We start from the raw sequence: 25292 nt of genomic DNA on the forward strand, positions 1-25292 counted from the left end.
GCCGGTCCCACGAGTACGGATCGGTGGAGCGACGGGCGGCGCGACCTCGCCGTCACAACGATGGTCTCGTCCCACGTCTTCTTCAGCGAGACCACTCCACATGCCTTCAGCCAACCCTCCCACCCCGCTGACGTGGCCGTTCGCTCTCTGGCGCTCGACGCTCGACGCCGCGACGGAGCTGACGCACAGGGCAGCCGTCGCCGACGATCGACTCGGCCGACTCGGGTCGGCCTCGGTCGGGGAGACGCCGAGCGAGGTCGTCTATCGGGAGAACAAGCTCACGCTCCATCGGTACGAACCTTTGACCGACGCCCAGAGCTCCGTCCCGCTCCTCGTCGTCTACGCACTCATCAACCGACCGTACGTGCTCGACCTCCAGCCGAACCGAAGCGTCGTTCGCCGTCTGCTGGAGGCCGGTCACGACGTCTATCTCGTCGACTGGGGCGAACCCTCTCGACTCGACGCGTCGCTCACGCTCGCGGACTACGTCACCCGCTATCTCGACAACTGCGTGGACGCCGTCCGCGATCGGTCCGAGCAGGACTCGATCAACCTGCTCGGCTACTGTATGGGCGGGACGATGGCGGCGATGTACACCGCGCTCTATCCGGAGAAGGTGAACGCTCTCGGCCTGTTGGCGACCGGGCTCCACTTCGACGGGACCGGCGGTCTCCTCGAACGCTGGGGCGACGAGGCGTACTTCGACCCGCACACGATCCCGGAGGCGTTCGGCAACGTCCCCGCGGAGTTCCTCGCGGCCGGCTTCGCCGCGATGGACCCGGTCGCCAACGGGGTCTCGAAGTACGTCTCGCTGTACGACCACCTCGAGAACGAGGACTTCGTCGCGAACTTCGGGCGGATGGAGCGGTGGCTCGCCGACGGGATCGACGTCGCCGGCGACGCCTACAGCGAGTTCGTCGAGTCGATCTACCAGCGCAACCTGCTCTCGAAGAACGAACTCGAACTCGACGGTCGACACGTCGATCTGACCCGAATCGAGGCACCCGTCCTCCAGATCGTCGGCAGCTACGATCATCTCGTCCCGCCGACCGCCTCGACGCCGTTCAACGACGCCGTCGCCAGCGACGACGTGACGACCGTCGAGTATCCGACCGGGCACATCGGGCTCTCGGTGTCGGCCGCGGCCCACCGTGACCTCTGGCCGGAGGTCGCCGAGTGGTTCCACGAGCAGTCGCCGTCGCCCTCGTCTGCGGACGTCCTCGGCGAGGGGGTCGAGCGACTGCTCGGCGTCGACGTCGAGACGGACGTGACCGTCGGCGACGTCGACGAGGTGGCGGTCAGCGTCGCGGACGCCGACGGGACGATCACACGGGACGTCGTCGAGCGGAACGCGACGGCAGTCCGGCGATTCGTCGAGGCGGTGCTCGACGTCGCGATTCGACTCGAACCCGAGGCGGACGGGATTCGAGTCGTCGTCGAGCACGACGACACTGTCGAGTCGACGCTCGTCACGGGTGTGAGCGACGCGATCCGTCGGGAGGTCGAAGAGTCGATCGAGGACCGCGACGTCGCCGCAGGTCACACGCTACAGGAGGTGAGCGGTATCGGGCCGACGTACGAGCGGCGACTCCGTGCGGGCGGTATCGAACGCGTAGCCGACCTCGCAGCGGCGGACGCCGTGACGGTCGCTCGGGTCGCCGACGTCACCGAGCAGATGGCTCGCGAGTGGATCTCGCAGGCGGCGCGACTCGTCGCCTGACTCCGACGTCACCTGACCCCGACCGGTCGCTCAGTCGGTCGCGTCGACGACGACGACCTCGCAGTCGGCTTCGTCGGCGACCTGCCGACCGACGCCGCCGAGGTGGTCCTCGTGTTCGCCGTGTGCGCCGACGACGATACAGTCGGCGCCGAGTTGGCTGGCACACTGTAGTATCGTCTCGTGTGGAACGCCGTGGCGGATGTCGTGGTCGACGTCGACACCGGCGGCCGTCGCCAACTCGACGACCGCTCCGACCGACTGGTGGCCGTGGTCCTCGGCTTCGATAGTGGCGAGCTCTTCGGTGCTGAGCGCGGGTTCGTCGAACTTCCGGCTGTCGACGACGGCCAGCACGTAGAGCGGTTGCCCCCGCTCGGCGGCGAGATCGATCGCTCGTCTGGCGGCCGCCTTCGCGTACGTGCTGCCGTCGGTGGCGAGAAGAATGGCGGTCATGCTCGCAGAGACGACGGCGACTGTGATACGTATTTCTGGGGGTCCGAACTCGGACCGCCGCCGGCCGTCCCCACCACCGATTCTGGCGACTCGTGTCCACATCTACCGCGTCGACCCCAGTGCTGTTCGACATTGTTCGGCTCGAAACACACCTAAATTATCTCGCTCGCGCCGCGTGGTGTGTCGTATGGACGCGTCCGTCTCCACACTCGACTACGAGCGGTTCGACGTCAGCCCGACGCGCGGGTTCGTCCCCGACGCCGACCCCCGTGCCTCGTTCGGCCCCGACGCCCACCTCTCGCTGCAGACGCTCGACGACCTGGCCGCCAGTCTCCCCCGGCGACTGGAGGAGGACACGCTGCGACCGACGCTCCGCGAACTGCCGGCCCCGCCGGACGAGCTCTTCGACGAACTGAGCCACGGAGAGCTGCTCCGTCTCTACACGGTCTCGGGCTTTCTCGCGAACGCCTACGTCCACAAACTCGACGGACCGTCGGTCGACTCGATCCCTAGCGGCGTCGCCGTCCCGCTCTACGAGTCGACGGCCCGCCTCGGTCGGACGCCGGTGCTGTCGTACGACGGCTACGTCCTCTACAACTGGACCCGCCTCGACGACAGCAAACCGTTCACCCCGCCCAACGTCGAGACGCTGACGAACTTCGTGAACCTGCGAGACGAGCGGTGGTTCGTCGCCGTCCACGTCGCCATCGAGAGCACCGCCGGTCCCGCGCTCGGTGCCATCGGCGAGGCGCAGGCGGGCGTCCGTGACGACGACGCAGGCCGCGTCCGCGAGGCGCTCGACCGGATGGAGGCGGCGCTGGCGGAACTCGAAGGCATCCTCGCTCGGATGCCCGAACGCAACGCACCCGAGAACTACGGGCGGACGTTCCGTCACTATCTGAAGCCGCTCACCGAGGTGACGTACGAGGGCGTCCCCGAACTGGCGGGACCGCAGTCGTATCGCGGTGCGTCCGGCGCACAGTCGTCACTGCTGCCGGCGCTCGACGCCGCACTCGGCGTCGACCACGGCGACAACCCGCTCGTCAGTCACCTCCGAACCCTCCGGAAGGACATGCCGCCCGCTCACCGTGCGTTCGTCGAAGCCGTCGACGACGGTCCCAGCATCCGAGAGTACGTCGCCGCCGCCGCCGACGGCTCACTCAGACGGGGGTACAACGACTGTCTCGACCGGTTGGTCGCCTTCCGCGACTGTCACACCGACATCGTCGAGCAGTATCTCACGGTGCCGCTGGGGGAGACGACGGGGACGGGGGGGACGCCGTACGGTGCGTACCTGGAGATGTTCACGCAGGACACCCACCGCGCGCTGCTCTGAGCGACGATTCAAAAAAGTGGTCAAGCTGGTTGATGACCAGCGGCACCCGACGTGAGCTGTTCGTAAGGGGCACAGCTCGGACACGCGTACACGACGTCGTTGTTCGTCCCGAACACCTGTGCGAAACGGACGGTCACTGGACTGCCGCAGTTGTTGCAGTGCTTCATAGGCTGCCACCTCCGGAGTCGTCGCCGAGCCGACGGTGAGACTCGGGCGCGTCCCACCGGGCCACGCTCGGGAGACTCCATCGAGGGACGCCCGAACAGAGGAAGTCACCGGTGACAAAGACGCGCCCTAGATGGCTAGATACTACCGAGATGCGAACTGTCGCTGCCGTCGACGGGCGTCACGCCGACTCCGACTCGTCGGCCGACGACAGCCGAACGTCGGTGGCGGTCTCCGAGACGTCGGTGCCGTACCCCGGTCGCGAGACGAGTTCCCGGTCCGGGTCGTAGCTGATCACCGACGCGCGGGCCAGCGCCGGGAGATGCGTCTCACAGAGTTCGAAGTAGACGTCGGCCACGGCCGTCGGTTCGACGTCGTCGAGCGACGTGTCGTGTTCGCGGGCGGCGATCTCGTCGGCGAGATCCGCCACCGTCAGCGTCGTATGTTCGTACAGGAGGTCGACGACGAGCCGTCGGCACCGGGCCGACCGTCGCTTCGGGTTGGCAGTCGCGTCACTCCGCATTCGACTGGAGGTCGGCGGCGTCGGCCTCGAAGTCGTCGGTCGCGGCGAGTTCCAGGTAGGGGACGAGGTCGGTGGCCGGTTCGAGCAGCTCCACGACGTCGGAGGCGGTGTAGTACGCCACCACGCCCGCCGCCTCGAACTTCGGCAGATGTACCTCGCGCAGTTCCGCCGTGATCTCGGCACCGTCGACGTCCTCCTCCCACGCGACGAGCCGGTCGCGTAACTCGCGCATCGTCGCCACCCCCTCTTCCCGGAGAAGTGCGTGTAGCACGTACCGACGTCGTTGGTCGCTCAGCAGTGCGAACGCGAGGTCCTTCGGGAGTTCCTGGCTGGACTGGGCAGACCGACGTGCGTGCGCCGATGTCATTTCAGTTGGCTGTTTCCCTCTCACCCCCGAAAACTGCCACTCTAGTCAGCTAGTGACTAGAGTCTGATACAATCGTTCGGCGACGACACGACTAGTCGAAGGCGCAGAGAGACTGACGCGAACGTTCGGAGACGACGGCCGCCGCAGACGGGTCCGAGTCGTCACCGGTCGGAACCGACCAGCGTCCGCTCCGAACCGCCGTAGCTCAGCGGTCGGAGTGGTCGCGGTCGTCGAGCAGTTGCTCCAGAAGCTTTCGGGAGGCGTTTCGGATGTGGACGTAGAAGGTGGGCGAACTGATGCCGAGCGACTCGGCCAGTTCCTCGCCCGTCGACTCCCGTGGCGACTCGAAGAAGCCGCCGTGATACGCGAGTTCGAGCACTTCGCGTTGTCGGTCGGTCAGCGTCTCGCCGAGCTCCTGCTGTTCGGCCGCCAACTCGCGTACCGGCCGATCGATGGTCCGTTTGGCGACGAACGACGTGTCCGAGTAGCGCGCCTGCATCGCGTCGGTGATCTCGTGGACGTCCGACTCGGGTGCCACCTCCGCTCGGATCGTCTCGACGCCGTCTTCGACGACCGCCGATCTGATCGTCGCCCCGTGGTTGATGAGCGTCGTCACGGGCGAACTGTCGACGATGCACTCGACGGTGCCGGTCGTCCCCTGCTCGTGGACGACGCGTGCGGTGTGGACCGTCGGCGACTCGACGAGTCGATCTCGGACCGTCTCGGGTGCCGCTCCCTCGACGGCGATGTAACCGACGAACCGGTTTTTCGCCGCGGGCACCATCGATTCGAGCGTGAGCCGACAGCCGAGTTCCTCGGAGACGGCCGTGTAGACGTCTTCGGGTGACCGCGTCCGGAACTCGAGTTCGACGGCCGTGTCGGTGTGCAACAGCTGTTTGTTCCGTGCGGCGTCGAGTGCGTGACCGACGTGTTCGCCGAGTTCGCCGAGCAGCGCCCGCTCGTACTCGTCGAACGCGTTCGGCCGCGTCGAGTAGACGCCGGCGACGCCGTAGACGGTGCCGTCGAAGACGATGGGGACCGCCGCGGCCGCTTCGTACGCCGTCTCCGTCTCGGGGAAAACCGTCGTCCAGGGCGGCAGTCCGTCCTCGGTGTCGAGCGTCGTCTCCGCGTGGACGTCCCCTGTCTCGACCGCCCGGGCGAGCGGGTCCCACCTCTCGACGTCGATCTCGTCGAGTCCGTCGACGCCCGGGAGGATCTCCTCACACCAGACGTTCGGCGTGACGCGGTGGACTGCCGGATTGTAGCTGCCGTACCAGGCGAACTGGTACGCCTCGGACGCCGTCAACTGCTCGCAGACGGTCCGCTCGATCTCGTCGCGGGTCGAGGCGCGTGCGAGCGCCCGGTTGAGCGGTCGGAGGCTCTCCGTGACCTGCCGGACCCGTTCGAGCGACCGACGCTGCCGCTCGAGCGTCCGTTCGCGCTCTTTCTGGTCGGTGATGTCCGCGTTCACCGCGACGAACCGCTCGACGTCGCCGGCGTCGTCGGTGACGGGGGCGATCGTCTGGTTGACGGTGAACCGCTCGCCCGACTTCCGTTCGTTCGTCACCTCCCCGTGCCACACCTCGCCGTCGAGGATCGTCTCCCAGAGGTCGGCGTAGAACGACTCCTCGTGGACGCCCGACTGGAGCAGACGCGGGTTCTCGCCGATCACCTCGCTCGCGTCGTAGCCGGTGAGTCGCTCGAACGCCGGATTGACGTACTCGATGGTTCCGTCGACGTCGGTGAGGTAGATGGAGTGACCCGCCTGTTCGACCGCCTCGCGAAACGCTCGCACCTTCCGGTCCGCCTGCTCTCGCTCGACTGCGGCGGTGAGCAACGTCGCGGCGCTCTGGACGAAGTTGCGGTCGTGCGTCGAGAACGTCTCCGGGTCGGTGGCGGTGGCGACGAGCACGCCCCACGGTCGCTGCTCGGACCCGATACGGGCCGTGATCCCGGCGACGACGTCGCGGTCGCCCGGCAGGACGGTCCGAACACGCGTCTCGGCGTCGACGTCGTCGACGACGAGCGGGTCGCCGGTGTGGAGCGTGTGACCGATCTGTGAGTCCCGCGCCGCCGCGACGGCCGCGGTCGGGTCGACGACGGAGACTCGGCCGGCGTCCGCCCGAACCGACAGGTCGTCGCGGTCCCGATCGTGACGGAACACGGTACAGCCGTCGACGTCGAGGGTGTCACGGAGCGCGTGGACGGTCTCCTCGAACAGTCCGTCGACGTCGGTCGTCTCCAGCGCCACCTGCCCGAGTTCGGTGATCACCTGCTGTTGGGTGAGTCGACGCTGGAGCTCCCGTTCGTGTCGCTTCTCCTCCGTCACGTCGCGTACCACCGCGACGACCTGCTCGACGTCGCCGTCGGTCGTCCGGACGGGCGCGCTGCTGGCCGACAGCCACCGGTTCTCGCCGTCGAACCGAGCGATGCCGAACTCGTAGTCGAACACCGGTTCGTTCCGTTCGAACACCCGCGTGATGGGGAACTCCTCGACGGTGAGACGGTCGCCGTTCTCGTCGTAGATCTTCCGCCCCAGTCGGTCGTACCCTCGCCCGACCGTCTCCGAGGCGGTGAGTCCGAACAGCCGTTCGACGTGGTCGTTCACGCGCGTGATGGTTCCGTCGGGTTCCGCGACGACGATACCGACCGGACTCGTCTCCAGCAGTTGGTCCAGAAACGCCCGTTCGCGTTCGAGGTCGGCCTCGACCCGCTTGCGGGCGATCATCGGACCGAGGTTGCTCACGGCGACCTCGATCGTCTCTCGGAGGTGATCGTCCCGGTCGTCCCGGTCGCCCCGATCGCTCCGGTCGTGTTCTCCCGAGCGGGCGAGCACGAGGACGGCGACGACGGATCCGTCGGCCTCGATGGGGACGCCGAGTGCACTCCAGTCGTCTCCGGACTGCAACGCGCCGGTCGACGAGGCCGACGGCCCCCGAAGATCGAACGACCACGCCGCCTCACCCCGTCGTGTCACCCGTTCGGCCAACGCGTCGAGTCGTCTCCGGTCGTCGGGCGGCCACGACCGAGCGGTCGTGTCGACGCGATCGTCCGGATCGACGACGGCGGCGCACTCGAGGCCCGTCTCCGAGTCGTTCGGTATCCACGCCTCGCCGTAGTCGACCGGTGCCAGCGTACAGAGCGTCGTCAGCGCGGTCCGGAGACCGCCGTCGACCGTCTCCGACTTGGCGAGACCGCGGCTGACGTCGGCCAGCAGCTGTCGCCGACTCTCGTCTCGACGCTCCGCCGTCCGATCCTGGACGATCTTCGCGTAGCCGCTGAGTTCGCCGTCGTCGTCACGGATCGCCGTCATCGTGACGTCCGCCCAGAAGCGCGTGCCGTCCTTGCGGACCCGCCACCCCTCGACTTCGATGCTCCCGTCTCTCCTCGCCGTCGCCAGCGTCTCGTCGGGGATCCCCGCTTCGACTGCGGTCGCCGGATAGAACACCGAGAGGTGACGGTCGCGGATCTCGTCTTCCTCGTACCCGGTCATCGCCGTGGCACCCCGGTTCCACGTCTGGATGTGGCCGTCCGGGTCGAGCCGGTAGACGGCGTACTCCTCGACGGCCTCGAACAACGCCCGGAACTGGTGGTCCGGTCTCTCGGCTGCCGACGCCTGCTCGGAACGGGCCGTCCTGTTGCGGAGAACGAGGGTGAACAGTCGTTCTCCGTCCTGCGTCTGTTGGCAGAAGCTGACCGTCACCGGAACGTCGTGTCCGTCTCTGTGTCGGACGTACCGCTCGAACGTGGTGTCGTCGACCGGTCGGTCGTGCTCCACCCAGCGCTCGAACGATCGGGAGTACCACTCGAGAAGTCGCTCCGGGACGAGCGTCCGGGCCGACTCGCCGACGAGTTCCTCGGGGCTGTAGCCGGCCAGCGACGCCCCCGCTCGGTTCGCGTAGACGATCGTCTCCGACTCGTCGACGGTGATGACCCCCGCAGCGAGCCGCTCGACCAGCGTCTGTGCGAACGCCGCCTCGTCGGAACCGAGCGACGACGCGGCGAACTCGCCCGCGAGAGCCCGTGAACCCTCTGTCTCGCTCCGATCGCTTCTCCCCTCCATTCGTGTCAGACACAGGTATGACGATAGATATAGCTATGGAAAGTATAAATCAGAAAACATTCTGCATTTATTATAAATCTCCTCGAACGATGGGGCGAGTGGCTTATCTCCTCCGGCGACCTATCTCCGGTCACCACTTCGCTGCCGAGCGCCCGCTTTCGGGAGCGCACCCGGTGTCGAGAGGCCAGATCGCCTCGTCGACACCGTCTCTACCGACCGCCGTATTTCGGCCCGCGTTCCCCGAGCACCGCCGCCTGCGATCTGCTCCACCGATGACGACCAAGACAGACGAACTCCGAGAGATATTCCTGAAGCTGAGCCCCGTGACCACCTTCACCGACAGACAGGAGACGGCGACGCGAGTCGGTGACGTCCCCAGCGACCGCGAGATCGAGGAGACGCTCGCCGACCTGGTCGCCGAGATGCGCCAGCGGTTCGACTTCCGCTCGTCGCTCGACGACGCGGCGCTCGTGACCGTCGTGAGAGGGTTCTACGCCGGGCGCGACGACGCCGACGTCGCCGACCACCTCGGCGTCGACACCGACGCCGTCACACAGGCTCGGCTCGACCTGCAGCTGTTCCGCCCGGAGGATTCGGCAGCGCCGTTCGACCTGCGCGAACTCCTGCGACTCGTCGAAACGGGGCGCGACGACGCCGCCTGCGCGTCGGCGCTCGACACGAGTGAGGAGACGGTGCGGGAGTACCGCCGGGTGATCGACGCTCGGCAGCACGCCCGCCGCGACAGCTACCACTACCCGCTGGAGTTCGAGTCGCTGCTCGGCGTCGACACCGACGAGGAGCTCTCGGCGTCGCTGGAGGCCGACCGGGAGCTGTTCGCCGAGATCAAGGACTGAGCGCGTCGCCGAGCGAACCGTTAGCATCACCGAACGGTCCGCCATTCGTGTCCCCGAACAGACAGCTCTCCATCGCCCTCCTCGCAGGTGCCGTTCACGCGGCGTTTGACTCGATGCGTGGTTCGTCTTTCTCGGAGTGCTGCTGCTCGTCGCCGGCGTCGACTACGGGCTGCGTCACGTCGGCGGCGGGGACCGACGACTGGCGGCGTGAGCGGACGTTCAGAAGGTTTCGACGTAGCGACAGCGGTCACACATCCCCGAGCGGTCGCTCACCTTCGCGTACCCCTCGCGTCGCACGCCGAGCAGTCCCGACTTCTTGAGCCAGACGTTGCCGCAGCCTGGACACTCGAACTTTCGTGTCATCGTTTGTCTCTGTGCGTAAGTGTCTCTGCAAATACAAGACAATGTATACATTATTTCGACAGGAGAATAGAGAATACAACATAGTCGGACGCATCGATCGTCGATAGATTCGGCGCGTTGACCACGCACGACCCCGAACGCGGCGTCGACCGTCCTACGGGGATTCGGAGCCTGCTCCGCGGGCGGCGCTCATCCGTTCCTGTTCGACGTCGCCGTAGTGGCTCTCGACGAACGACGCGAGCGCGTCTTCCTGTTTCCGGGGCGTCCACTCGGTTTCGGTCCACGACTCGACGACGGTCCACCCGTCGGCCTCGGGGTCGAAGCCGAGGACCGACGCCCGCGACCCGCCGTCGCTGGTGACGAACAGCGTGTAGACGCCGCGGGGGTGTTCGTCGGCGTCGGCGGTCAGTACAGTGAGCGGGGCGACGGTGTCGGACTCTGCGAGTGCTTCGCCTTCGTCGAGCGTGAGCGGACGGGCCGGAAGCGAGTCGAGGAGCGTCACGACTCGTCGTTCGGGAGTGGGGCTGAGGAAGATTGCGGTTCGGTCTCTAGAGGAAGTCGAAGCGGCGTTCGAGCTGCATCCGGGCGTACCGAGCGAGCACCGGCACGTCCTCGCGCTTCAGGAGGTGGAGCATCGAGAGGAGGTTGCCGCGGTTGGCGTTCTGGGCGATCTCGGCGTCGCTGTCGTTCAGGTCGGCGATGAGGTCGTCGTAGCGGTCGTTCGAACTGAGGTAGAGCAGTTCGGTCATCACGAGTCGCTTGCGCATGTCGGGGGCGACGTCCCGGTGCCACAGTCGGTCGTAGACCGCCATGTTGTCGGCGCTGGTGTCTCGGCTCCGGTGGGTGAGACAGCTGTCCGCGGTGGCCGCGGCGGCCCGCCCGGAGCGCATACACTTGTCGATCCCCTCGCCCCAGAGCGGATCGAGCGTCGGGACGGTGTCGCCGACCGCCATGAAGTTGTCCGTCGACAGCGAGGTGGGCATCTGGATGTGCGCCGACCCGCGGTGCTGTTTGCCCTCGATGCGTTCGGCCTCGGCGAAGCGCGGGTCGGTGTCGAGCCAGTACTCCAGATAGTCGTCGATGGTGAACCCCTCGCGGGCGTTGTCGGAGTGGGCGCCGTTCTGGAGGTAACAGACGCCGACCTTCGCGGTGTCCTCGCCGGTGTGGAAGATCCACGAGTAGCCGCCGGGCGCGATGTCGTGGTCGAGACGGAGCATCATCGCGTCGGCGACGTCCGCGTAGCCGTCGGCGTCGGTGTCGACGCCGGTGAACTCGTACTCGATGCCGATCGCCTGGTGCTCCCGTTTGAGGTCGACGATGCCGAGCTTCCGCGCCAGCGGGGCGCTCGGTCCCGTCGCGTCGACGACGATGTCGGCGCGGATCTCCTCGTCGCCGTTGTAGACGACGCCGACGATCTCGCCGCCCTCCATCAGCGGTTTGCTGACGCGGGCGTCGAACCGGACCTCCGCGCCCTCGGCGCGACCTTCGTCGACGAGCCAGTTCTTGAAGTCCGCGAACTCGAGGACGGCACCGGTCTGTCCGTACTTGTAGTAGTCGTTGGGCGACTCGATGACGACGTCGTCGGTGTAGTGCATCACCACCTCGTCGGGGACGTTGAACGTCGTCATCGTCGACGGGAACGTACCGGCCGTCGACTTGTTGCTCGCTCGCGGGAACTCTGCCTCTGCTTCCGTCTCGAGAAGCACTACGTCGTGGCCGCGGGTGGCGAGGTCGCGCGCACACTGCGCACCTGCGGGACCCGCACCGGCGACGACGACATCGTATGACTCACTCATGGTAGGGAGGTGAGACGGACGTGGGTCCGTCTCGCTTCGTTGCCTCACCCGTCGGACGGGTTATGTATAATTCACCCTGTTTCGTCGCGCGGATTCTGCGCCGTCGAGACGCGAACTACGTCCTCTCTGAGAGGACACGATACGGGACGGACCGCCGGCGACGTCGGGGGAACAGCCAAGTCGCTGGGGAGACGCTGACACAGTATGGACGCAGACAGCAGAACGCGCGTCGAGGAGATCATGTCGTCGCCCGTCGCGACGATTTCGAAGGATGCGACGGTCAGAGAGGCGGCGACGCGGATGCGCGAACAGGGGATCAGTTCGCTCCTCGTCCCGACGACCGAGGCGGCAATCGTCACCAGCACCGACGTCCTCGACCTCGTCGCCGAGGGCCGCGACCCCGACGAGGTCCGCGTCGCCGACGTGATGACGACTCCCGTCGAGACCGTCACCCCCGATCTGTTCATGGAGGAGGTCGCCGCGATGATGACCACCCTCGGTATCAAACATCTCCCCGTCGTCGACGACGACTACGTCGGGATGGTCTCGTCGACCGACGTCGCCGCGCAACTGTCCTGAGAACACGACGTCACCGGTCGACCGACGCCGCGACTGATCGCTCTGGGGACCGTGACGTCGGGGGAGACAAAGAGACACCAGGGTGGCAGCCTGGTGCGAGCGGGGACAGCGGTCGGCAGCCTGAAACCCCAGTGGACTTGTGAACCGCTGTCATCGAAGCGTCGACCGCCTTCGGTAAGTGCCTTGTGTCCGCGGCAGCGGCGAGCGACGCCGACGTTCGCCTCATCCCTCGGTCGGCGCGACGAGCCGATAGACGCCGCCCCCGTCGCTCCCGACGCCCAGCGCGTACACGTCGCCGTCGTCGTCGTGGCCGAACGAGAGCAGCTGGCCGAGTTTTCCACGGTCTCGGTCGACGATATCGACCACCGTCGCGGCCCACTGTCCGTCGCCATCACCGTCGTTGCCACCACCGTCACTGCCGTCACTACCGTCACCGCCGTCCGGTCGTCGCGCCGCGAACAGCCGCCCGTTCGTCTGCAGGTCGCCGAACAGGTACGCCCCCTCCAGCGCCGGCAACGCGGGTCCGCGGGCGACGTAGCCGCCGATGACGGAGATCCCGCTCACTCCGTCGCCGGAGTGAGGGTACTCGACGATGGGGTCGACGAGCGGTTCCCCGCCACGGACGTCGTCGGGCGTCCCGTCCGAACACTCGTCGGCTCCGTAGCAGTGGGAGGCCTCCTTGACGTTCCACCCGTAGTTGCCGCCCGCCTCGACGAGGTCGATCTCCTCGTATCGGTTCTGTCCGACGTCGCCGACGAACAGCTCCGCCCCGTCGAACGAGAACCGCCACGGGTTCCGAAATCCCCAGGCGTAGTGTTCGTCGAGGCCGTCACGACCGACGAGCGGGTTGTCGTCGGGGATGCCGTACGGTCTTCCATCGGCTCGTTGGTCGACGTCGATGCGGAGGATACTCCCGAGGAGGTTCTCGGTTACGTCCTGTCCGTTGCCGCCGTCGACGCCGTCGTACCAGTCGTCGACGTGGCCGGTTCCCTGGTCGCCGCCAGCACCGCCGTCGCCGACGGCGACGTAGAGGTAGCCGTCCGGTCCGAACGCGACGTCGCCCGCGTTGTGGTTCCCCTGTGGTTCCGGGATCTCCAGTATCGTCCGCTCGGTCTCCCGATCCACTCGTCGTCCGTCCGCCGTGGCCCGAAACTCCGCGAGGACGAACGTGTGACTGTAGTTCGACGGCGTCCCCGCTCGTCGCGGCGCGCTGTACCGCACGTAGAGTCGCCGGTTCTCGGCGAAGTCGGGGTGGAGTGCCAGCCCCAGCAGCCCCCGCTCGCCGCCGAACTCGATCGAGTCCCGCAGGTCCACGAGCGGGTCGTCGCGGCGGCTCCCCGACTCGAGGACGGCGATCTCGCCGACCTGGTCTGCGACGTACGCCCGATCTTCGCCGGGGACGAACGCGACGGCGACCGGCGCGTCGAAGCCGGTCGCGACCGTCTCTAGTGCGACCGCGTCCGGAGTCGTCGTCGACTCCGAGGACGCCGTCGCCGGCGACGGTCCGTTCGTCCGCGTCGACGACGTGGGTGTCTGACTACAGCCGGCGAGCGCCGCGAGCACACCGGCGATACCGCGAGACAGCAGCCGTCGTCGGGTCGACCCGCGTCTCATGGACGGAGACACGGCCGTGAGACGGAAATACGTGTGTGTCGTCCCGCACTCGCGCCGCTCGTTCGGCAAGAGCGCTTAAGCCCCTTGGGGGCGTGTCACACAGGTGATGACACACACCTCCACCCACCGGACGGACGACATGCGGGACGACGGTCCTACCTGTCCCCACTGCGGGGCGTCGCTCGGTCGTCGACAGACGGGGACGATGGGGCTGTCGGTGACGACCCGCTGTCCGGAGTGTCGCGGCGACCTGTGAGTCGGCCGCCGTCGACTGGGACTTTCACCGGACGTCGACGACCTCGATCTCCAAGACGAGCGTCTTACCCGCGAGTTCGTGGTTGAAGTCGACCTCGACCTCCCCGTCGCGGAGGGCGGTCACGTCGCCGTGGAGTCCGTTCTCCGCGTTGACGTGGAGGCCGACCTCGGGTTCCTGACCGACCATCGCCTCGAACGTCTCGGCGTCGTAGCGTCGGACGCGCTCGGCGTCGAACTCCCCGTAGGCCTTCTCCGGGGGAACCGTCACGGACGCCGTCTCGCCCGCCGCCATCCCGACGAGCGCCTCGTCCAGCCCCGCGATGACGGCGTCCGTCCCGACGGCGAACGTCAGCGGCGCGTACTCCTCTCGCGTCGCCCCCTGCGCTTCGACCAGTCCGTGTTCCGCCGCGACTTCGTACCGGGACGTGTTGAAGACGTGTCCGTCCTCGAGACGGCCGACGTACTCGACGGTGACCGTGTCACCGGGTTCGATGGACATAGACGACGCTCCGGTCGAGAGGCGGATAAGCGTCGTCATCGACGCTCCTCGTCTGGGCGTCGGTGACAGGGCGTCGCCGACGTGTCTCTCATCTGTAAACGGAATAAATTGAATAGTGTGGATCACAAAGTAAGGGGATAAAAAATTCGATATATCCAAATTCGACACTCTCGCAGACGGCCCACGCCACGGCGTCGGGAACCTCGAATCTGTCGAGCTTCGACAGAGCTCGGCCGGGAACTGTCGACTCACACTCTCTCATCGCTGTGTCGAATCTGGAATGCGACTAACTATATTTTATATCTCCTAAATTTTCTCCCGATATAGCGCTGGTTCGTCGATTCAGTGAGAGATCTGTTCACCGAGAGACCGCTGATCTATGAACCCGGAGTCAAAGAGCAGATCGACCGAAATACGCAACTAGCCGGACGATCAAACCGAGACCACACGCACCGAGGAAGTCTAATTACTTCCGTCGAACTGGAAGAGATCCCATCATTCAGCCTCGAGGGGCTTACACACCTATCGATGTAACGCCCTGTCCACACCGATCCGAACGCTCGTTCTGCAGAGCCGAACTACGAGTACGTCGCCCGGATACCGATGATCCGGGCGGCCTGTTTCACCATCTCGGGGACCTCTTGTCTGTACCACTCGCCTTTGAACCGCGTCGTCGGACCGGAGACGCTGATGGCACCCAGCACCGAGTCGTCGTCGGAGAGGATCGGCGCTCCGACGGCGCGCATCCCCGTGATGCGCTCCTCGTCGTTGAACGCGTGTCCCCGCTCACGGATGGTGTCGAGTTCCTCGACGAGGGTCTCGCGATCGCTGATCGTGTTCGAGGTGAGTTCCGAGAGCCGTTCGTCCAGCAGTCTCGTCCGAGTCTCGTCGTCGCAGAACGCCAGATACGATTTGCCGACCGCCGTCGTGTGGAGGTCGACGGTGGTTCCGATGTGCGAGTCGGTCTGGACGCCCTGTTCGGTCTTCACCTGGTAGATATAGACGCCGCGGCCGCTCTCCTCGACCATCACCTGTCCGCGTTCGCCGACCGCCTCCACGAGGTCGTCCATCTCGCTGATCGAGGCGTGGTACAGCGCGTGTCGCTTCCGCGCGTGGTCCCCGAGGTCGAGGAACTTGAGACTCAGATCGTAGCCGTCGTCGGTCTGGACGACGTACCCGAGGCGTGCGAGCGTCTGGAGGTGGTTGTGCGCGGTGCTCTTGGAGGTGCCGAGAGCGTCGGCGACCTCCGAGACCCCCGCTGTGCCGTTCTCCCGCAGGTGTTCGACGATCCCGAACGACGTTTTCGTCGCACCGATCAGTGCCCCATCAGACGGGTCGTCCGCTGTCATGAGACGAGGTAACGGGCGGTCGTTAATAATTGTTCGTAAGTTGGTTCAGCTGCACCGAACACCTGTTCTCTATCGCTGAATTCGGAGTGCGCGGACGGTCTCGGTCACGGGCACCTCGTCGACGGCGTCGAGCGCTCTCAGCGCCTCGTCGACCCGGTCGCTCGTCGGGTCGGCCCCCAATCCGACGGCGAGCAGCGCACGCGTCCGTTCCTCGAAGGTCGCCGCCGGGAGCGGGTCGCGGTGGTCGCCGCTGGGATAACGCCTACTGCCGGTACGCGTCTCGCCGTCGACGGTCCGCACCTCGACGCTCGCACCCCACGACTCGGGGAACGCGGCCTCGTAGTCGTCGTCGACGCGGAGGTGGACGCGCTCGGTCAGCGCCTGGACGGGTTCGTCGTCGAGCGCGTCCGTGAGGAAGTGCGCGAGCGTCAACCCCCCTTCGGCGACCCATCGAGCGAGCACGTAGGGCGTCGAGAACTTCGCCGCCGTCGTCGTCGCCGGTCGCGTGTGGCTCATGTCGACAGCGTTGCGGTAGGTGGTGACGTCGATGCGGTCGACGTCGCCCGGCGAGAGGTCGTCGACGCCGGCCTCCCGGAGCGCGTCGAGCGGCGCGTGCGTGTATCGACAGGACGGGTACTGCTTGTGGTAGGCCTCGGTGATCCACCAGTCGTCGCCGAGCGACGCGAACAGCGCCTCGAACTCGCCGTCGTCGAGCAGGTCCTGGAACGGGTCGTAGACGCGTTCGATCGCCGCCGCGGAGCCTCGGAGTCCGGCGGCGGCACACGTCGCGGCGCTGACCCCTGCCTGCGCGGAGAACCCGGCGGTGAAGTTCCGTGCGGGCGCCCCCTCGGCGTAGGGGTCGTGCATCGACACGACGGCGAGGTTCGCGGCCGTCCGGAACGTCTCGCGGAGGCCGTCGGCGTCGAGGCCGAGACAGACCGCCGCCGTCAGTGCGGGACCGACCGTCGTCCACGTCGAGTGTGGGTCGCGGACGAGCCACGGGACGGCCTCGTTGATGCGCGCCTTCATCGCGAAGATGGCGTACTCCAGTCGGACGCAGAGTTCGTACGAGCGGACGCAGGCGTCGACGAACGTCTCGCCGGCGACGTCGTTGGCCTCCGCGACGCCGACCGCGCCGGCGACGACGCTCGCGCCGACGTGGCCGCCGCGGTCGTGTCCCTCCTCCATCTCCTGTGTGATCGCCGCCGTCGCGTTCAACAGCGCGGCCTGCGACGGATCGACGCGACGGTCGGTGCCGAGGACGGACGCCGCCCCGTCGGCGAGCGCCGCCTCCCGGAACACCTGGTCGTGCTGCGGGGCGACAGCCCCGGCGACCGTCGCCGAGAGGACGTCGGTCACGACGCGACGGCCGTGGTCGCGGACAGTCGGCGGGACGTCGGTGGTCAGAAAGTCGTACACGTGTCGTTCCCAGTCGCGGACTGGTGTCTGTGGAATCATGGCTGTGAGTGTGAGAGAGTGGTTGCAGTTCGTTACGCCCGCGTCAGCGCACACAGGACGCGCGGTGCGGCCGGTTCGCGGGCGGCAGTCCAGAGGTCGCCGACCTGCGACGCGCCGACGACTGGGCCGACGAGGCGGTCGAACTTGGCTCTGAGCTCCCGTTCGGTGAACGGGTCGTGCTCTCCCCCGCGGGCGGCGCGCACCTCGCTCGTGAGCGTCTCGCCGTCGGCGAGCGTCACGGTGACGCGTGCGCCGCGCTCCTCGGGGGCGCGGTCGGCGACGTCGTCGGCGACGGACACCGACACGCGCCGGGCGAGTCCGAGAGCGTCGTCCGTCAGCGCCTCGTCGGTGAAGGCGTCCTTCCCGCTCGTCCCCGTCGTGAGCGCGGTGCCGACGGCGAAGGGGAGAGAGAACTTCGCCTGCAGCGCGTTCGTCGGCTCCGGGTTCGAGAGCGTCGCCGCGGCCGGATACGTCTCGACGGCGACGGCGTCGACGTCCGCGGCGTCGAACTCGCGGTCGGCGCGGAGTCGTTCGAGCGCGTCGAGGGCGGGATGGGTGTAGCGGCAGGCGGCGTGCCGTTTGAAGTAGCCGCGGTCGAGTTCCCAGCGGTCGCCCAGCGCTGCCGAGAGCGCCTCGCGGTCGAGCGTCTCGCCCGCCAGCGGTTCGAGGTGACGGGCGACGCCGTCGTCGAGACCGGTGAACCCGGCCTGCGCCTGGTCGGCCGCGACGAGACCGGCGAGGTTGCTCATCCCGGCGTAGCCGTGCCGGACGGTCGCGCCCTCCGTCGCCGCTTCGAACCGGGTGTGTTGGGCGTAGTCGGCGGCGATCCGCATCGCCTGCAGCGTCGTCTCGGTGTCGAACCCGCGGAACCGAGCGACGCCCGCGGCGGTACCGACCGTCCCCCAGACGCCGTGCGGATGGTACCCCGCTGCCAACGGGACGACCAGCCGCGCGACGCGGACCGCCGCCTCGTAGCCGGCGACGAACGAGACGAGCAGTTCGCGACCGCTCCGGAACTCGCTCTCACCGTCCGCCAGCAACGCGGGAAGGACGTGAATCGCTGGATGGCCCGCCGCGAACCGGTGACCCTCGTCGAGTTCGAGCACCGTCCCCGCCGCGGCGTTGAGGAACGCCGCCTGGTACGGCGTCGTCCGCTGGGCAGCGGTGCCGAAGATCGTCGCCGTCCCGCCGCTCCGAGCGGCCCACTCGGCGGTCAACGCGGTGATCGTCGGATCGGAGGTGCCACCCAGAATCGCCCCGACGGTGTCGGCGACGGCCAGGCTCGCGCGGTCGGCGACGTCGTCGGGGATCGACGCCTCGTCGAGCGTCGAGACGAACGCGGCGAGCCGTTCTTCTCGCATCTCACACCCCGAGGTAGGCCTCGACGACGCCCTCGTCTTCGAGCAGTTCGGTCCCCGGTGCAGACATGGTGATCTGCCCGTTCTCCATCACGTAGCCGCGGTCCGCCAACCTGAGCGTCTGTTGGACGTTCTGCTCGACCATGAGCACGGTCACTCCCTGCTCGTGGACCTCCTCGACGACGTCGAACACCTCCTGCACGAGGTGGGGTGCGAGTCCGATCGAGGGCTCGTCGAGGATGAGCAGGTCGGGGTCGCCCATCAACGCCCGCGCCAGCGTCAGCATCTGCTGTTCGCCGCCGGACATCGTCCCCGCGCGTTGGTTCTGCCGTTCGGCGAGCCGGGGAAACAGCGCGAGCATCTCCTCCATCGTCTCCTCGCGCTTCGCCTTCGCATCGGGCGTCTGGGCACCCAAGCGCAGGTTGTCGACGACGGTCATGTTGGTGAACAGATCCCTGTTCTCGGGCACCTGCACGATCCCGCGTTCGACGATGCCGTGCGGTGGCTTCGACTGTATCTCCTCGCCGCGGTAGGTGATGGTGCCCCGACTCGGCGAGAGGATGCCGCAGATGGTGCGCATCGTCGTCGTCTTCCCCGCGCCGTTCGATCCGATGAGCGCGACGATCTCGCCCTCCTCGACGGTCATGTCGACGCCGTGGAGCACCTCGATCTCGTCGTAGCCCGCGCGGACGCCGCTGAGTTCAAGCATCGACGTCGAACCCCCCGATGTACGCCTCGACGACGCGGTCGTTCGAGACGACCGCTTCAGGCGTTCCGAAGCCGATTCCGCTCCCTTGGTCGAGCACCTTCACGTAGTCCGAGATGTTCATGATCGCTTTCATGTCGTGTTCGATGATGAGTAGGCTGGTCCCCCGCTCGCGCAGTCGCCGGAACAGGCCGAGCATCTGCTCCGACTCCGACGGGGTGAGCCCCGCCATGATCTCGTCGAGCAGGAGGATCTTCGGCTTCGTCGCGATCGACCGCGCTAGTTCGAGTCGCTTCTGTGCGCCGATCGTGAGTTCGCCCGCCTCCTCGCCGGCGCGGTCGGCGAGGCCGACGAACTCCAGCTGCTCCATCGCGATTTCCCGCGCCTCGTGCCGCCGGCGAGTGTGAATGTGTGCGCCGACCATCGCGTTCTCGACGACGGTCAACTCCTCGAGCGGGCGGGTGATCTGGAACGTCCGAGCGAGTCCCCGGCGGGCGACTTTGTGGGCCGGCAGACCGGAGATCCGCTCGCCTTCGAGCAGCACCGTCCCCGACGTCGGTGGGAACGTCCCGCTGATACAGTTGAACAGCGTCGTCTTTCCTGCGCCGTTCGGCCCGATGAGGCCGATGATCTCGCCGCGTTTGACCTCCAGGTCCACGCCGTCGAGCGCCTGCAGGCCGGAGAAGCGCTTGCCGACGTCCTGTACCGAGAGGATCGTCTCGCCGTCGCGGTCGGTCGGTCGGGTCTGTGCGGTCGTCTCTGTCTCGTCAGTCGTCGGTGTCGGTTGTGAGTCTGACATCAGTCTCTCACCTCTCGGATGCGGTTCCAGAGTGCGCGCGCTCGACTCGGCCAACTCACCACGCCGCGCGGCGAGTAGATGACGATGACGACGAGGAACGCGCCGTAGATGATTCGGTCCAGCCCGTTGATGTTCGTGAACGTCGTCCGCGCGATCTCGCTGACCGGCGTGACGATGAACGACCCGACGATGGGGCCGACGAGCGTCCCCGGCCCGCCGACGACGGCGGGCAGTAGGAGTTCGACGTTCTTGAACAGCGCGAACACGGTGTCCGGCCGGATGGTGTTGAAGTACATCGACCAGTACGCCCCGCCGAGCGCCGTGAAGAACGCACTCACGGCGACGCCGAGCAGCTTGTACCGGAAGGCGGGGACGCCCACGCTGGCGGCGGCGGGTTCGTCCTCGCGGATGGCGAAGAAGTACAGCCCCACCCACGAGTTCTTGATGAGCCACGAGACGACCGTGACGACGAGCAGGAACCCGAGGATGAGGAAGTAGTACGGCAGATCGCTCTGGAACTGGAAGGCGAGCAGTCCGTACTCCGCGCCGTAGTCCTGCGGGAACGGTTTGAAGTAGCCGTTCGCGCCCTGTAGCTCCGACATGTTGGTGACGACGAACCGCAGCAGTTCGGCGAACGCGAGCGTCGCCAATGCGAAGTAGTGACCCTTCAGCTTGAACCGGAAGGTGAGAAAGCCGATGAGCAGGCCGTAGAGGGCGGCGACGCCGCCGGCGACGAGCATTCCGATCCACGGGTTGAGCGCGAGGTCGGCCAGCAGTTTCTGCGTCGCGTACGCGCCGATGCCGAAGAACGCGGCGTGTCCGAAGGAGAACTGACCGGTGTAGCCGGACATGATGTTCCACGCCTGTGCCGTGTAGGCGTAGATGAGCGTGAGGATGAGCACCTTCAGACTCAACGTCGCCGCCAGCTCCATCCCGGCGACGTCGATCTCGATGATGTACGGGAGCGCAGCGAGGAAGCCGAACAGCGCGACCCCCTTCACGAGCGGCGCGTACGACTGGTCGTCGAAGTCGCGGTAGCTCTCGCGGACCGACTCGATGGTGCTCACGCCTCCGCACCTCCGAACAGCCCCTCGGGTTTGACCAGCAACGTCGCGATGAACAGCAGGAAGATGACGATCTGGGCGGTCGTCCCGGGGAGGTAGTAGCCGCCGAACACCTGTATCATGCCGACGATGAGCCCGCCGACGAACGCCCCCGGGAACGAGCCGAGGCCGCCGAGGATGACGATGACGAAGGCGTTGATCAGGTAGGTCTCGCCCGTGAAGGGGTCGAACCGCTGGAACAGGGCGATCGACGCGCCGGCGACGCCGGCGAGCGCCGCACCGATGCCGAACGTGAGGTAGTTGATGCGCTTGACGTTGATGCCGACGTACCGCGCCCCGTCACGGTTGTCGGCGGTCCCTCGGATCCGCCGGCCGAGGTCGGTCCGGTTGAGGAACGCTCGGACGCCGAGCATCGTCCCGAGCGCGATGACGAGCGCGTACAGTTGACCGAGCGGGATGAACACGCCGCCCACCTGCAGCGACCCGAGCGACAGGTCGATCTGCTGGGGATCGGGCGTGAAGACGATCTCGATGGCCGACTGAACGATGAACAGCACGCCGAGCGTCGCGATGAGTTGGTTCTGCTGTGGGGCCTCGATGATCGGCTCGACGGTCAACACGTGGACGAGGACGCCGACGGCGAACAGGACGAGCGCCGCGATCGGGATCCCGACGAACGGGCTGATACCGAACGACTCGGCGACCAGCCAGACGGTGTACATCCCGACGACGAGGAACACGCCGTGGGCGAAGTTGATGACGTCCATCACGCCGAAGATCATCGTCAGCCCCAGCGCGGTGAGTGCGTACACCCCGCCGAGCAGGAGGCCGAACGTGAGCAGCTGCAACAGGACGGCGTCCAAGCCCGCGAGGTCGGTCAAGAACTGTACGAACGGCTGGGTGAACCGGTCGAGTCCGCCTCCCTGTAACAGGAGCGGCTCGACCGATGTGTCTATCGGTGGCATGTGGGTGGCTTACACTCGGTGATTGTTGCCATCACGCATAAAGGGTTCCGCTTGGATCGTGCGTTTCGTTGACGGGACGGTACGGGGGTCGGCTCAGACCTGCGGCGACGCCTCGGCGTACTCCTCGGGGTAGACCACCTTGACCGAGAGGTCCTGCACCTGGTTGACCGGTGCCAGCGCGTTGACGTTCTCGCCGGCGTCGTTGAACTCGATCGTGCCCATCGCGGAGATGTGGTCGTTGTACTGGAGCTGCTTCAGCGCGTTGTTGATGTCCTCGGTGTCGGCACTGCCGGCCTCCTCGATCGCCTGGATGATCACCTCGCCGGCGGTGTAGGCCATCCCGACGGACGCGGAGAACTCCTGTTCGTAGTTCTCGGTGAACTGCGAGCGGACCTCCGCAGTCTTGTCGATGGTCGGGTTCAGCGCGTAGTTGTTGTCCAGTACGCCGTTGGCGAACTCGCCGATGTCGGCGACGGAGTCGTCGTCCGTGAACGTCGCCGACGCACACGCCGTCAGATGCGACGGCCGGTAGCTCTGGTCCTGCAGCGCCTGCGCGAGGAGGACGCCGCCGGCGACGTAGGTGGTCGCGATGATGGTGTCGGGGTCGGCGCTCCGGAGTCGCGACACCTGTGTGTTCGCGTTCGACGCGCCGAGTTCGATGGCGGTCTCCTCGACGATCTCGACGTCCTGCTGGGGGAGCGTCTCCCGGAGGCTGTCGCGGATCGCCTGTCCGTAGCTGTTGTTGACGTAGAATAGGCCGGCGGTGTCGACGGTGCCGCCGTTGTCGCGGATGACGCTCGGCACGAGTTCGGAGTAGTCGCTGCCGATCCGCCGGGCCGGCGGCTGCGGGCGGTAGATGTAGTCGAACCCGCGGCCCTCGAGGATGTTGTCCGCCGCCGCGATGGAGATGACGAACGGGACGCTCTGCCGTTCGGCGACCTGCGTCGCCGCCGTCGTCACCGGCGAGGAGTAACAGCCCGTGAGCACGTTCGCGCCCTCCGAGATGAGTTCCTCGGTCACCTGTCCGCCGAGCTCCTGTTTCCCCTGGTTGTCGCCCTCGACGACCGTCACCTGTGCGCCGCCGAGCGACTCGATGCCGCCCTCCTCGTTCTTCCGGGAAGCGGCGAGTTTGATGGCGTTGCTCATCCCGACGCCGGTGGCCGCGAGACTGCCGGAGAGCGGATGATTCGACCCGATGACGACCTCTTCGACCGAGGAGTCGCTCGACCCGGCGGTCGACCCCTGCGTCCCGCCGGAGCCGCCGTCGGAACCGTTGCCACCCCCGCCGCCGGACCCGGTGTCGTCGCTCGCACAGCCCGCGAGCGTCAGTGCCGCGACGCTCGCGCCCGTCGCTTTGAGAAACCGTCGCCTGTTGCTAGCCGAGGACTCGTGAGTCTTACCCATGGCAATCACTCTCTGGGTTTGGAACTCTCACTAATAAATACCACTGTATGTATCGTGTCATGTTTCGAGAACAGTTCACCGCGACGGCGAGTGGTGAAAACGTGTCTGTCGCACTCGCTGGCTTACACTACGAGAGCGACTCGCGGGCGTGGATGCCCGCGAGTCGTCCGTAGCCGAGCGCCGTCGTCAGTCCGTTGCCCGAGAGGTAGCCGCCCGCGCCGTGACCGCTGATGCCACAGGCGGTTCCGCCGCCGGCGTAGAGGTTCTCGACGACGCTCCCGTCGGTTCGGAGCACGCGCGCGTCGTCGTCGACGACGAGGCCCCCCTGCGTGTGGAACAGCGACCCGGTGACCTTCGTGCCGTAGAACGGCGGTTCGAGCGGGGCCGTCCCGTCTGTGCGGCCGACCTCGTCGGGTTCGCCCGTACGGGCAGCCTCGTTGTACGCGGCGACCGCAGTTGCCGCCGACTCTCCGTCACAGCCGAGTTGCTCGCACAGTTCCTCGACCGTCTCCGCAGAGTGGTACGTTCCGTGTTTCGCGGCCTCGTCGAAGTCGTCGAACTCCCCTCGTAACGTCTCGAAGATGCGTTCGTCGAACAGTTCGAAGCCGATTCCGCCGGGCTGTTTCAGCACGTCGATGGCGAACTCGCTGTAGCCCGCCGACTCGTCGCCGAACCGCTCGCCCTCGGCGTTGACGAGGATCCCGCCGTTCATCACGACGGCGTACGTCGACAGCATCCCCGTCTGGCTGGCGACGGTCGCGTGGCCCTGATAGGCGTCCATGCACGCCAACTCGCCGCCGAGTTCCGCACCCAACCGGACGCCGTCGCCGGTGTTGCCGTCGGCACCGAAGTAGAGCGCGCGCTCGACGTCCGCTTCGCAGTAGTCGGTGACCATCTCGCGGTTGCCCGCGAAGCCGTCGGTCGCGAGGACGACCTTCTTCGCCTCGATCGCCTCCTCGCGGTCGATGCCCGCGACGACGCCGCGAACCGTTCCCGCCTCGGCGACCAGTTTCTTCACCGGAGCGTTCCGCAGCAGTTCGACGTTCGGCGTCGCCTCGACCCGCTCGACCAGTTCGGCGACGAGGTTCTCCCCGTTTCGTCCGTCGGGGGCGTGCATCCGGTACTCCGAGTGTTTCGGGTACTTGAAGTCGTCGACGAGGTGGAGCGTGATCTCCCAGTCGTCGACGAGCCAGTGGATCAGGTTCGCGCTCTCCTCACAGAGGTATTGGACGCGCTCCTCGTCGGCCTCGTAGCCGTTCTTCTCGAGGATGTCCCGCGCCATGTCCGCCGGCGTCTCGTGGATACCCGCCTCACGCTGGAGGCGCGTCCCCGCAGCGGGGACCATCCCGGTCGACAGCGACGTGTTGCCACCGCACTCGGGGGACTTCTCCAGAATCGTCACCCGCAGGTCGGGGTTCTCGCTGGCCGCGAGTGCGGCGACCAGTCCTGTTCCGCCGCCGCCGGCGACGAGGACGTCGGTGTCGATATCCCACTCGACGTCGCTTGCGGGCACGATCTCGGAGGCGCTATCGCTCGGCGTCCGCCGCGCTAGTTCGTCCATGGCTCGTGCTAGGGACTCTCTCTCGTAAAGCTACCGTTCGCGGT

At 67.0% G+C, this 25292-nt stretch carries 24 protein-coding genes; 5 read left to right on the top strand and 19 right to left on the bottom strand.

All coding sequences use genetic code 11. The features are described 5' to 3' along the window. Positions 1-100: 100 nt before the first annotated feature. A complete protein-coding gene (gene phaC / locus EOHIBHHM_RS08615; RefSeq protein ID WP_497256516.1) occupies positions 101-1720 on the top strand; it encodes a class III poly(R)-hydroxyalkanoic acid synthase subunit PhaC in 1620 nt (539 codons plus the stop codon). Positions 1721-1750: 30 nt separating this feature from the next. Here phaC and EOHIBHHM_RS08620 read toward each other — a convergent pair whose 3' ends face one another. Then, the gene (locus EOHIBHHM_RS08620; protein ID WP_497256518.1) at positions 1751-2170 is read right to left on the bottom strand and encodes a universal stress protein; all 420 of its coding nucleotides are present in this window, start codon (positions 2168-2170) and stop codon (positions 1751-1753) included. Between the two features lie 187 nt (positions 2171-2357). On the opposite strand from EOHIBHHM_RS08620, the gene EOHIBHHM_RS08625 reads away from it, so the two are divergent. Next, positions 2358-3506 carry a PrnB family protein gene (locus tag EOHIBHHM_RS08625; protein ID WP_497256520.1) on the top strand — a complete coding sequence of 383 codons (1149 nt, stop codon included), beginning with the start codon at positions 2358-2360 and terminating at the stop codon, positions 3504-3506. A gap of 20 nt (positions 3507-3526) precedes the next feature. Here the strand turns inward: EOHIBHHM_RS08625 and EOHIBHHM_RS08630 are convergent, their stop codons facing one another. The 4 genes from EOHIBHHM_RS08630 to EOHIBHHM_RS08645 form a co-directional block, all read right to left on the bottom strand. Further along, entirely contained in the window at positions 3527-3754 is a 228-nt protein-coding gene (locus EOHIBHHM_RS08630) for a DUF7563 family protein (protein ID WP_497256522.1), read from the bottom strand. A gap of 98 nt (positions 3755-3852) precedes the next feature. Continuing rightward, entirely contained in the window at positions 3853-4194 is a 342-nt protein-coding gene (locus EOHIBHHM_RS08635) for a DUF7344 domain-containing protein (RefSeq protein ID WP_497256524.1), read from the bottom strand. Next, on the bottom strand, positions 4184-4561 hold the full coding sequence (locus EOHIBHHM_RS08640; protein WP_497256526.1) for a DUF7344 domain-containing protein: 378 nt from the start codon (positions 4559-4561) through the stop codon (positions 4184-4186). Before EOHIBHHM_RS08640 ends, EOHIBHHM_RS08635 begins: the two co-directional genes overlap by 11 nt. A gap of 205 nt (positions 4562-4766) precedes the next feature. Beyond that, the gene (locus EOHIBHHM_RS08645; protein ID WP_497256528.1) at positions 4767-8624 is read right to left on the bottom strand and encodes a PAS domain S-box protein; all 3858 of its coding nucleotides are present in this window, start codon (positions 8622-8624) and stop codon (positions 4767-4769) included. 272 nt (positions 8625-8896) lie between these two features. Here EOHIBHHM_RS08645 and EOHIBHHM_RS08650 point away from each other — a divergent pair, with 272 nt between their 5' ends. After that, on the top strand, positions 8897-9478 hold the full coding sequence (locus EOHIBHHM_RS08650; RefSeq protein WP_497256530.1) for a conditioned medium-induced protein 4: 582 nt from the start codon (positions 8897-8899) through the stop codon (positions 9476-9478). A gap of 219 nt (positions 9479-9697) precedes the next feature. Here EOHIBHHM_RS08650 and EOHIBHHM_RS08655 read toward each other — a convergent pair whose 3' ends face one another. From EOHIBHHM_RS08655 to EOHIBHHM_RS08665, 3 genes are all read right to left on the bottom strand, one after another. Then, positions 9698-9841: a hypothetical protein gene (locus EOHIBHHM_RS08655; protein ID WP_497256532.1), complete on the bottom strand. Its 144-nt coding sequence runs from the start codon at positions 9839-9841 to the stop codon at positions 9698-9700. 154 nt (positions 9842-9995) lie between these two features. Then, the gene (locus EOHIBHHM_RS08660; RefSeq protein ID WP_497256534.1) at positions 9996-10343 is read right to left on the bottom strand and encodes a DUF7964 domain-containing protein; all 348 of its coding nucleotides are present in this window, start codon (positions 10341-10343) and stop codon (positions 9996-9998) included. A gap of 46 nt (positions 10344-10389) precedes the next feature. Then, positions 10390-11637, bottom strand: a complete 1248-nt coding sequence (locus EOHIBHHM_RS08665; protein ID WP_497256536.1) for a digeranylgeranylglycerophospholipid reductase — start codon at positions 11635-11637, stop codon at positions 10390-10392. Between the two features lie 204 nt (positions 11638-11841). Here EOHIBHHM_RS08665 and EOHIBHHM_RS08670 point away from each other — a divergent pair, with 204 nt between their 5' ends. Beyond that, positions 11842-12216: a CBS domain-containing protein gene (locus EOHIBHHM_RS08670; protein ID WP_497256538.1), complete on the top strand. Its 375-nt coding sequence runs from the start codon at positions 11842-11844 to the stop codon at positions 12214-12216. A gap of 222 nt (positions 12217-12438) precedes the next feature. On the opposite strand, the gene EOHIBHHM_RS08675 is transcribed toward EOHIBHHM_RS08670, so the two are convergent. Next, entirely contained in the window at positions 12439-13830 is a 1392-nt protein-coding gene (locus tag EOHIBHHM_RS08675) for a PQQ-dependent sugar dehydrogenase (protein ID WP_497256540.1), read from the bottom strand. A 106-nt stretch (positions 13831-13936) separates the two neighbouring features. Between EOHIBHHM_RS08675 and EOHIBHHM_RS08680 the strand changes: the two genes are divergently transcribed. After that, positions 13937-14086, top strand: a complete 150-nt coding sequence (locus tag EOHIBHHM_RS08680) for a hypothetical protein (protein ID WP_497256541.1) — start codon at positions 13937-13939, stop codon at positions 14084-14086. 24 nt (positions 14087-14110) lie between these two features. Here EOHIBHHM_RS08680 and EOHIBHHM_RS08685 read toward each other — a convergent pair whose 3' ends face one another. The 10 genes from EOHIBHHM_RS08685 to EOHIBHHM_RS08730 form a co-directional block, all read right to left on the bottom strand. Beyond that, a complete protein-coding gene (locus EOHIBHHM_RS08685) occupies positions 14111-14584 on the bottom strand; it encodes an FKBP-type peptidyl-prolyl cis-trans isomerase (protein WP_497256543.1) in 474 nt (157 codons plus the stop codon). Positions 14585-15162: 578 nt separating this feature from the next. Then, positions 15163-15933: an IclR family transcriptional regulator gene (locus EOHIBHHM_RS08690; RefSeq protein WP_497256545.1), complete on the bottom strand. Its 771-nt coding sequence runs from the start codon at positions 15931-15933 to the stop codon at positions 15163-15165. A gap of 69 nt (positions 15934-16002) precedes the next feature. Continuing rightward, a complete protein-coding gene (locus EOHIBHHM_RS08695; RefSeq protein ID WP_497256547.1) occupies positions 16003-17391 on the bottom strand; it encodes an MmgE/PrpD family protein in 1389 nt (462 codons plus the stop codon). 32 nt (positions 17392-17423) lie between these two features. Beyond that, positions 17424-18752, bottom strand: coding sequence for an MmgE/PrpD family protein (locus EOHIBHHM_RS08700; RefSeq protein ID WP_497256549.1), 1329 nt, complete (start codon positions 18750-18752; stop codon positions 17424-17426). A gap of 1 nt (position 18753) precedes the next feature. Continuing rightward, positions 18754-19458, bottom strand: coding sequence for an ABC transporter ATP-binding protein (locus tag EOHIBHHM_RS08705; RefSeq protein ID WP_497256551.1), 705 nt, complete (start codon positions 19456-19458; stop codon positions 18754-18756). Beyond that, positions 19451-20254, bottom strand: a complete 804-nt coding sequence (locus EOHIBHHM_RS08710) for an ABC transporter ATP-binding protein (protein WP_497256553.1) — start codon at positions 20252-20254, stop codon at positions 19451-19453. The genes EOHIBHHM_RS08705 and EOHIBHHM_RS08710 overlap by 8 nt, the downstream gene beginning before the upstream one ends. After that, positions 20254-21321, bottom strand: a complete 1068-nt coding sequence (locus EOHIBHHM_RS08715) for a branched-chain amino acid ABC transporter permease (RefSeq protein ID WP_497256555.1) — start codon at positions 21319-21321, stop codon at positions 20254-20256. Before EOHIBHHM_RS08715 ends, EOHIBHHM_RS08710 begins: the two co-directional genes overlap by 1 nt. Beyond that, entirely contained in the window at positions 21318-22283 is a 966-nt protein-coding gene (locus EOHIBHHM_RS08720) for a branched-chain amino acid ABC transporter permease (protein WP_497256557.1), read from the bottom strand. Before EOHIBHHM_RS08720 ends, EOHIBHHM_RS08715 begins: the two co-directional genes overlap by 4 nt. Positions 22284-22376: 93 nt before the next feature. Then, positions 22377-23687, bottom strand: coding sequence for an ABC transporter substrate-binding protein (locus EOHIBHHM_RS08725; RefSeq protein WP_497256559.1), 1311 nt, complete (start codon positions 23685-23687; stop codon positions 22377-22379). Positions 23688-23814: 127 nt separating this feature from the next. Further along, positions 23815-25248: an FAD-dependent oxidoreductase gene (locus EOHIBHHM_RS08730; RefSeq protein WP_497256561.1), complete on the bottom strand. Its 1434-nt coding sequence runs from the start codon at positions 25246-25248 to the stop codon at positions 23815-23817. Between the last annotated feature and the right edge of the window lie 44 nt (positions 25249-25292).

It is taken from the genome of Halogranum roseipondis, from assembly GCF_059695585.1.

Excerpts from the sequence above, each read along its gene's own strand:
- EOHIBHHM_RS08650 (WP_497256530.1), top strand. The coding sequence starts at position 8,897 with ATGACGACCAAGACAGACGAACTCCGAGAGATATTCCTGAAGCTGAGC.
- phaC (WP_497256516.1), top strand. The coding sequence starts at position 101 with ATGCCTTCAGCCAACCCTCCCACCCCGCTGACGTGGCCGTTCGCTCTC.
- EOHIBHHM_RS08685 (WP_497256543.1), bottom strand. The coding sequence starts at position 14,584 with ATGTCCATCGAACCCGGTGACACGGTCACCGTCGAGTACGTCGGCCGT.
- EOHIBHHM_RS08690 (WP_497256545.1), bottom strand. The coding sequence starts at position 15,933 with ATGACAGCGGACGACCCGTCTGATGGGGCACTGATCGGTGCGACGAAA.
- EOHIBHHM_RS08635 (WP_497256524.1), bottom strand. The coding sequence starts at position 4,194 with ATGCGGAGTGACGCGACTGCCAACCCGAAGCGACGGTCGGCCCGGTGC.
- EOHIBHHM_RS08720 (WP_497256557.1), bottom strand. The coding sequence starts at position 22,283 with ATGCCACCGATAGACACATCGGTCGAGCCGCTCCTGTTACAGGGAGGC.
- EOHIBHHM_RS08695 (WP_497256547.1), bottom strand. The coding sequence starts at position 17,391 with ATGATTCCACAGACACCAGTCCGCGACTGGGAACGACACGTGTACGAC.
- EOHIBHHM_RS08670 (WP_497256538.1), top strand. The coding sequence starts at position 11,842 with ATGGACGCAGACAGCAGAACGCGCGTCGAGGAGATCATGTCGTCGCCC.
- EOHIBHHM_RS08730 (WP_497256561.1), bottom strand. The coding sequence starts at position 25,248 with ATGGACGAACTAGCGCGGCGGACGCCGAGCGATAGCGCCTCCGAGATC.
- EOHIBHHM_RS08630 (WP_497256522.1), bottom strand. The coding sequence starts at position 3,754 with ATGGAGTCTCCCGAGCGTGGCCCGGTGGGACGCGCCCGAGTCTCACCG.
- EOHIBHHM_RS08680 (WP_497256541.1), top strand. The coding sequence starts at position 13,937 with ATGACACACACCTCCACCCACCGGACGGACGACATGCGGGACGACGGT.
- EOHIBHHM_RS08710 (WP_497256553.1), bottom strand. The coding sequence starts at position 20,254 with ATGTCAGACTCACAACCGACACCGACGACTGACGAGACAGAGACGACC.
- EOHIBHHM_RS08700 (WP_497256549.1), bottom strand. The coding sequence starts at position 18,752 with ATGCGAGAAGAACGGCTCGCCGCGTTCGTCTCGACGCTCGACGAGGCG.
- EOHIBHHM_RS08620 (WP_497256518.1), bottom strand. The coding sequence starts at position 2,170 with ATGACCGCCATTCTTCTCGCCACCGACGGCAGCACGTACGCGAAGGCG.
- EOHIBHHM_RS08725 (WP_497256559.1), bottom strand. The coding sequence starts at position 23,687 with ATGGGTAAGACTCACGAGTCCTCGGCTAGCAACAGGCGACGGTTTCTC.
- EOHIBHHM_RS08645 (WP_497256528.1), bottom strand. The coding sequence starts at position 8,624 with ATGGAGGGGAGAAGCGATCGGAGCGAGACAGAGGGTTCACGGGCTCTC.
- EOHIBHHM_RS08665 (WP_497256536.1), bottom strand. The coding sequence starts at position 11,637 with ATGAGTGAGTCATACGATGTCGTCGTCGCCGGTGCGGGTCCCGCAGGT.
- EOHIBHHM_RS08640 (WP_497256526.1), bottom strand. The coding sequence starts at position 4,561 with ATGACATCGGCGCACGCACGTCGGTCTGCCCAGTCCAGCCAGGAACTC.
- EOHIBHHM_RS08675 (WP_497256540.1), bottom strand. The coding sequence starts at position 13,830 with ATGAGACGCGGGTCGACCCGACGACGGCTGCTGTCTCGCGGTATCGCC.
- EOHIBHHM_RS08655 (WP_497256532.1), bottom strand. The coding sequence starts at position 9,841 with ATGACACGAAAGTTCGAGTGTCCAGGCTGCGGCAACGTCTGGCTCAAG.
- EOHIBHHM_RS08625 (WP_497256520.1), top strand. The coding sequence starts at position 2,358 with ATGGACGCGTCCGTCTCCACACTCGACTACGAGCGGTTCGACGTCAGC.
- EOHIBHHM_RS08705 (WP_497256551.1), bottom strand. The coding sequence starts at position 19,458 with ATGCTTGAACTCAGCGGCGTCCGCGCGGGCTACGACGAGATCGAGGTG.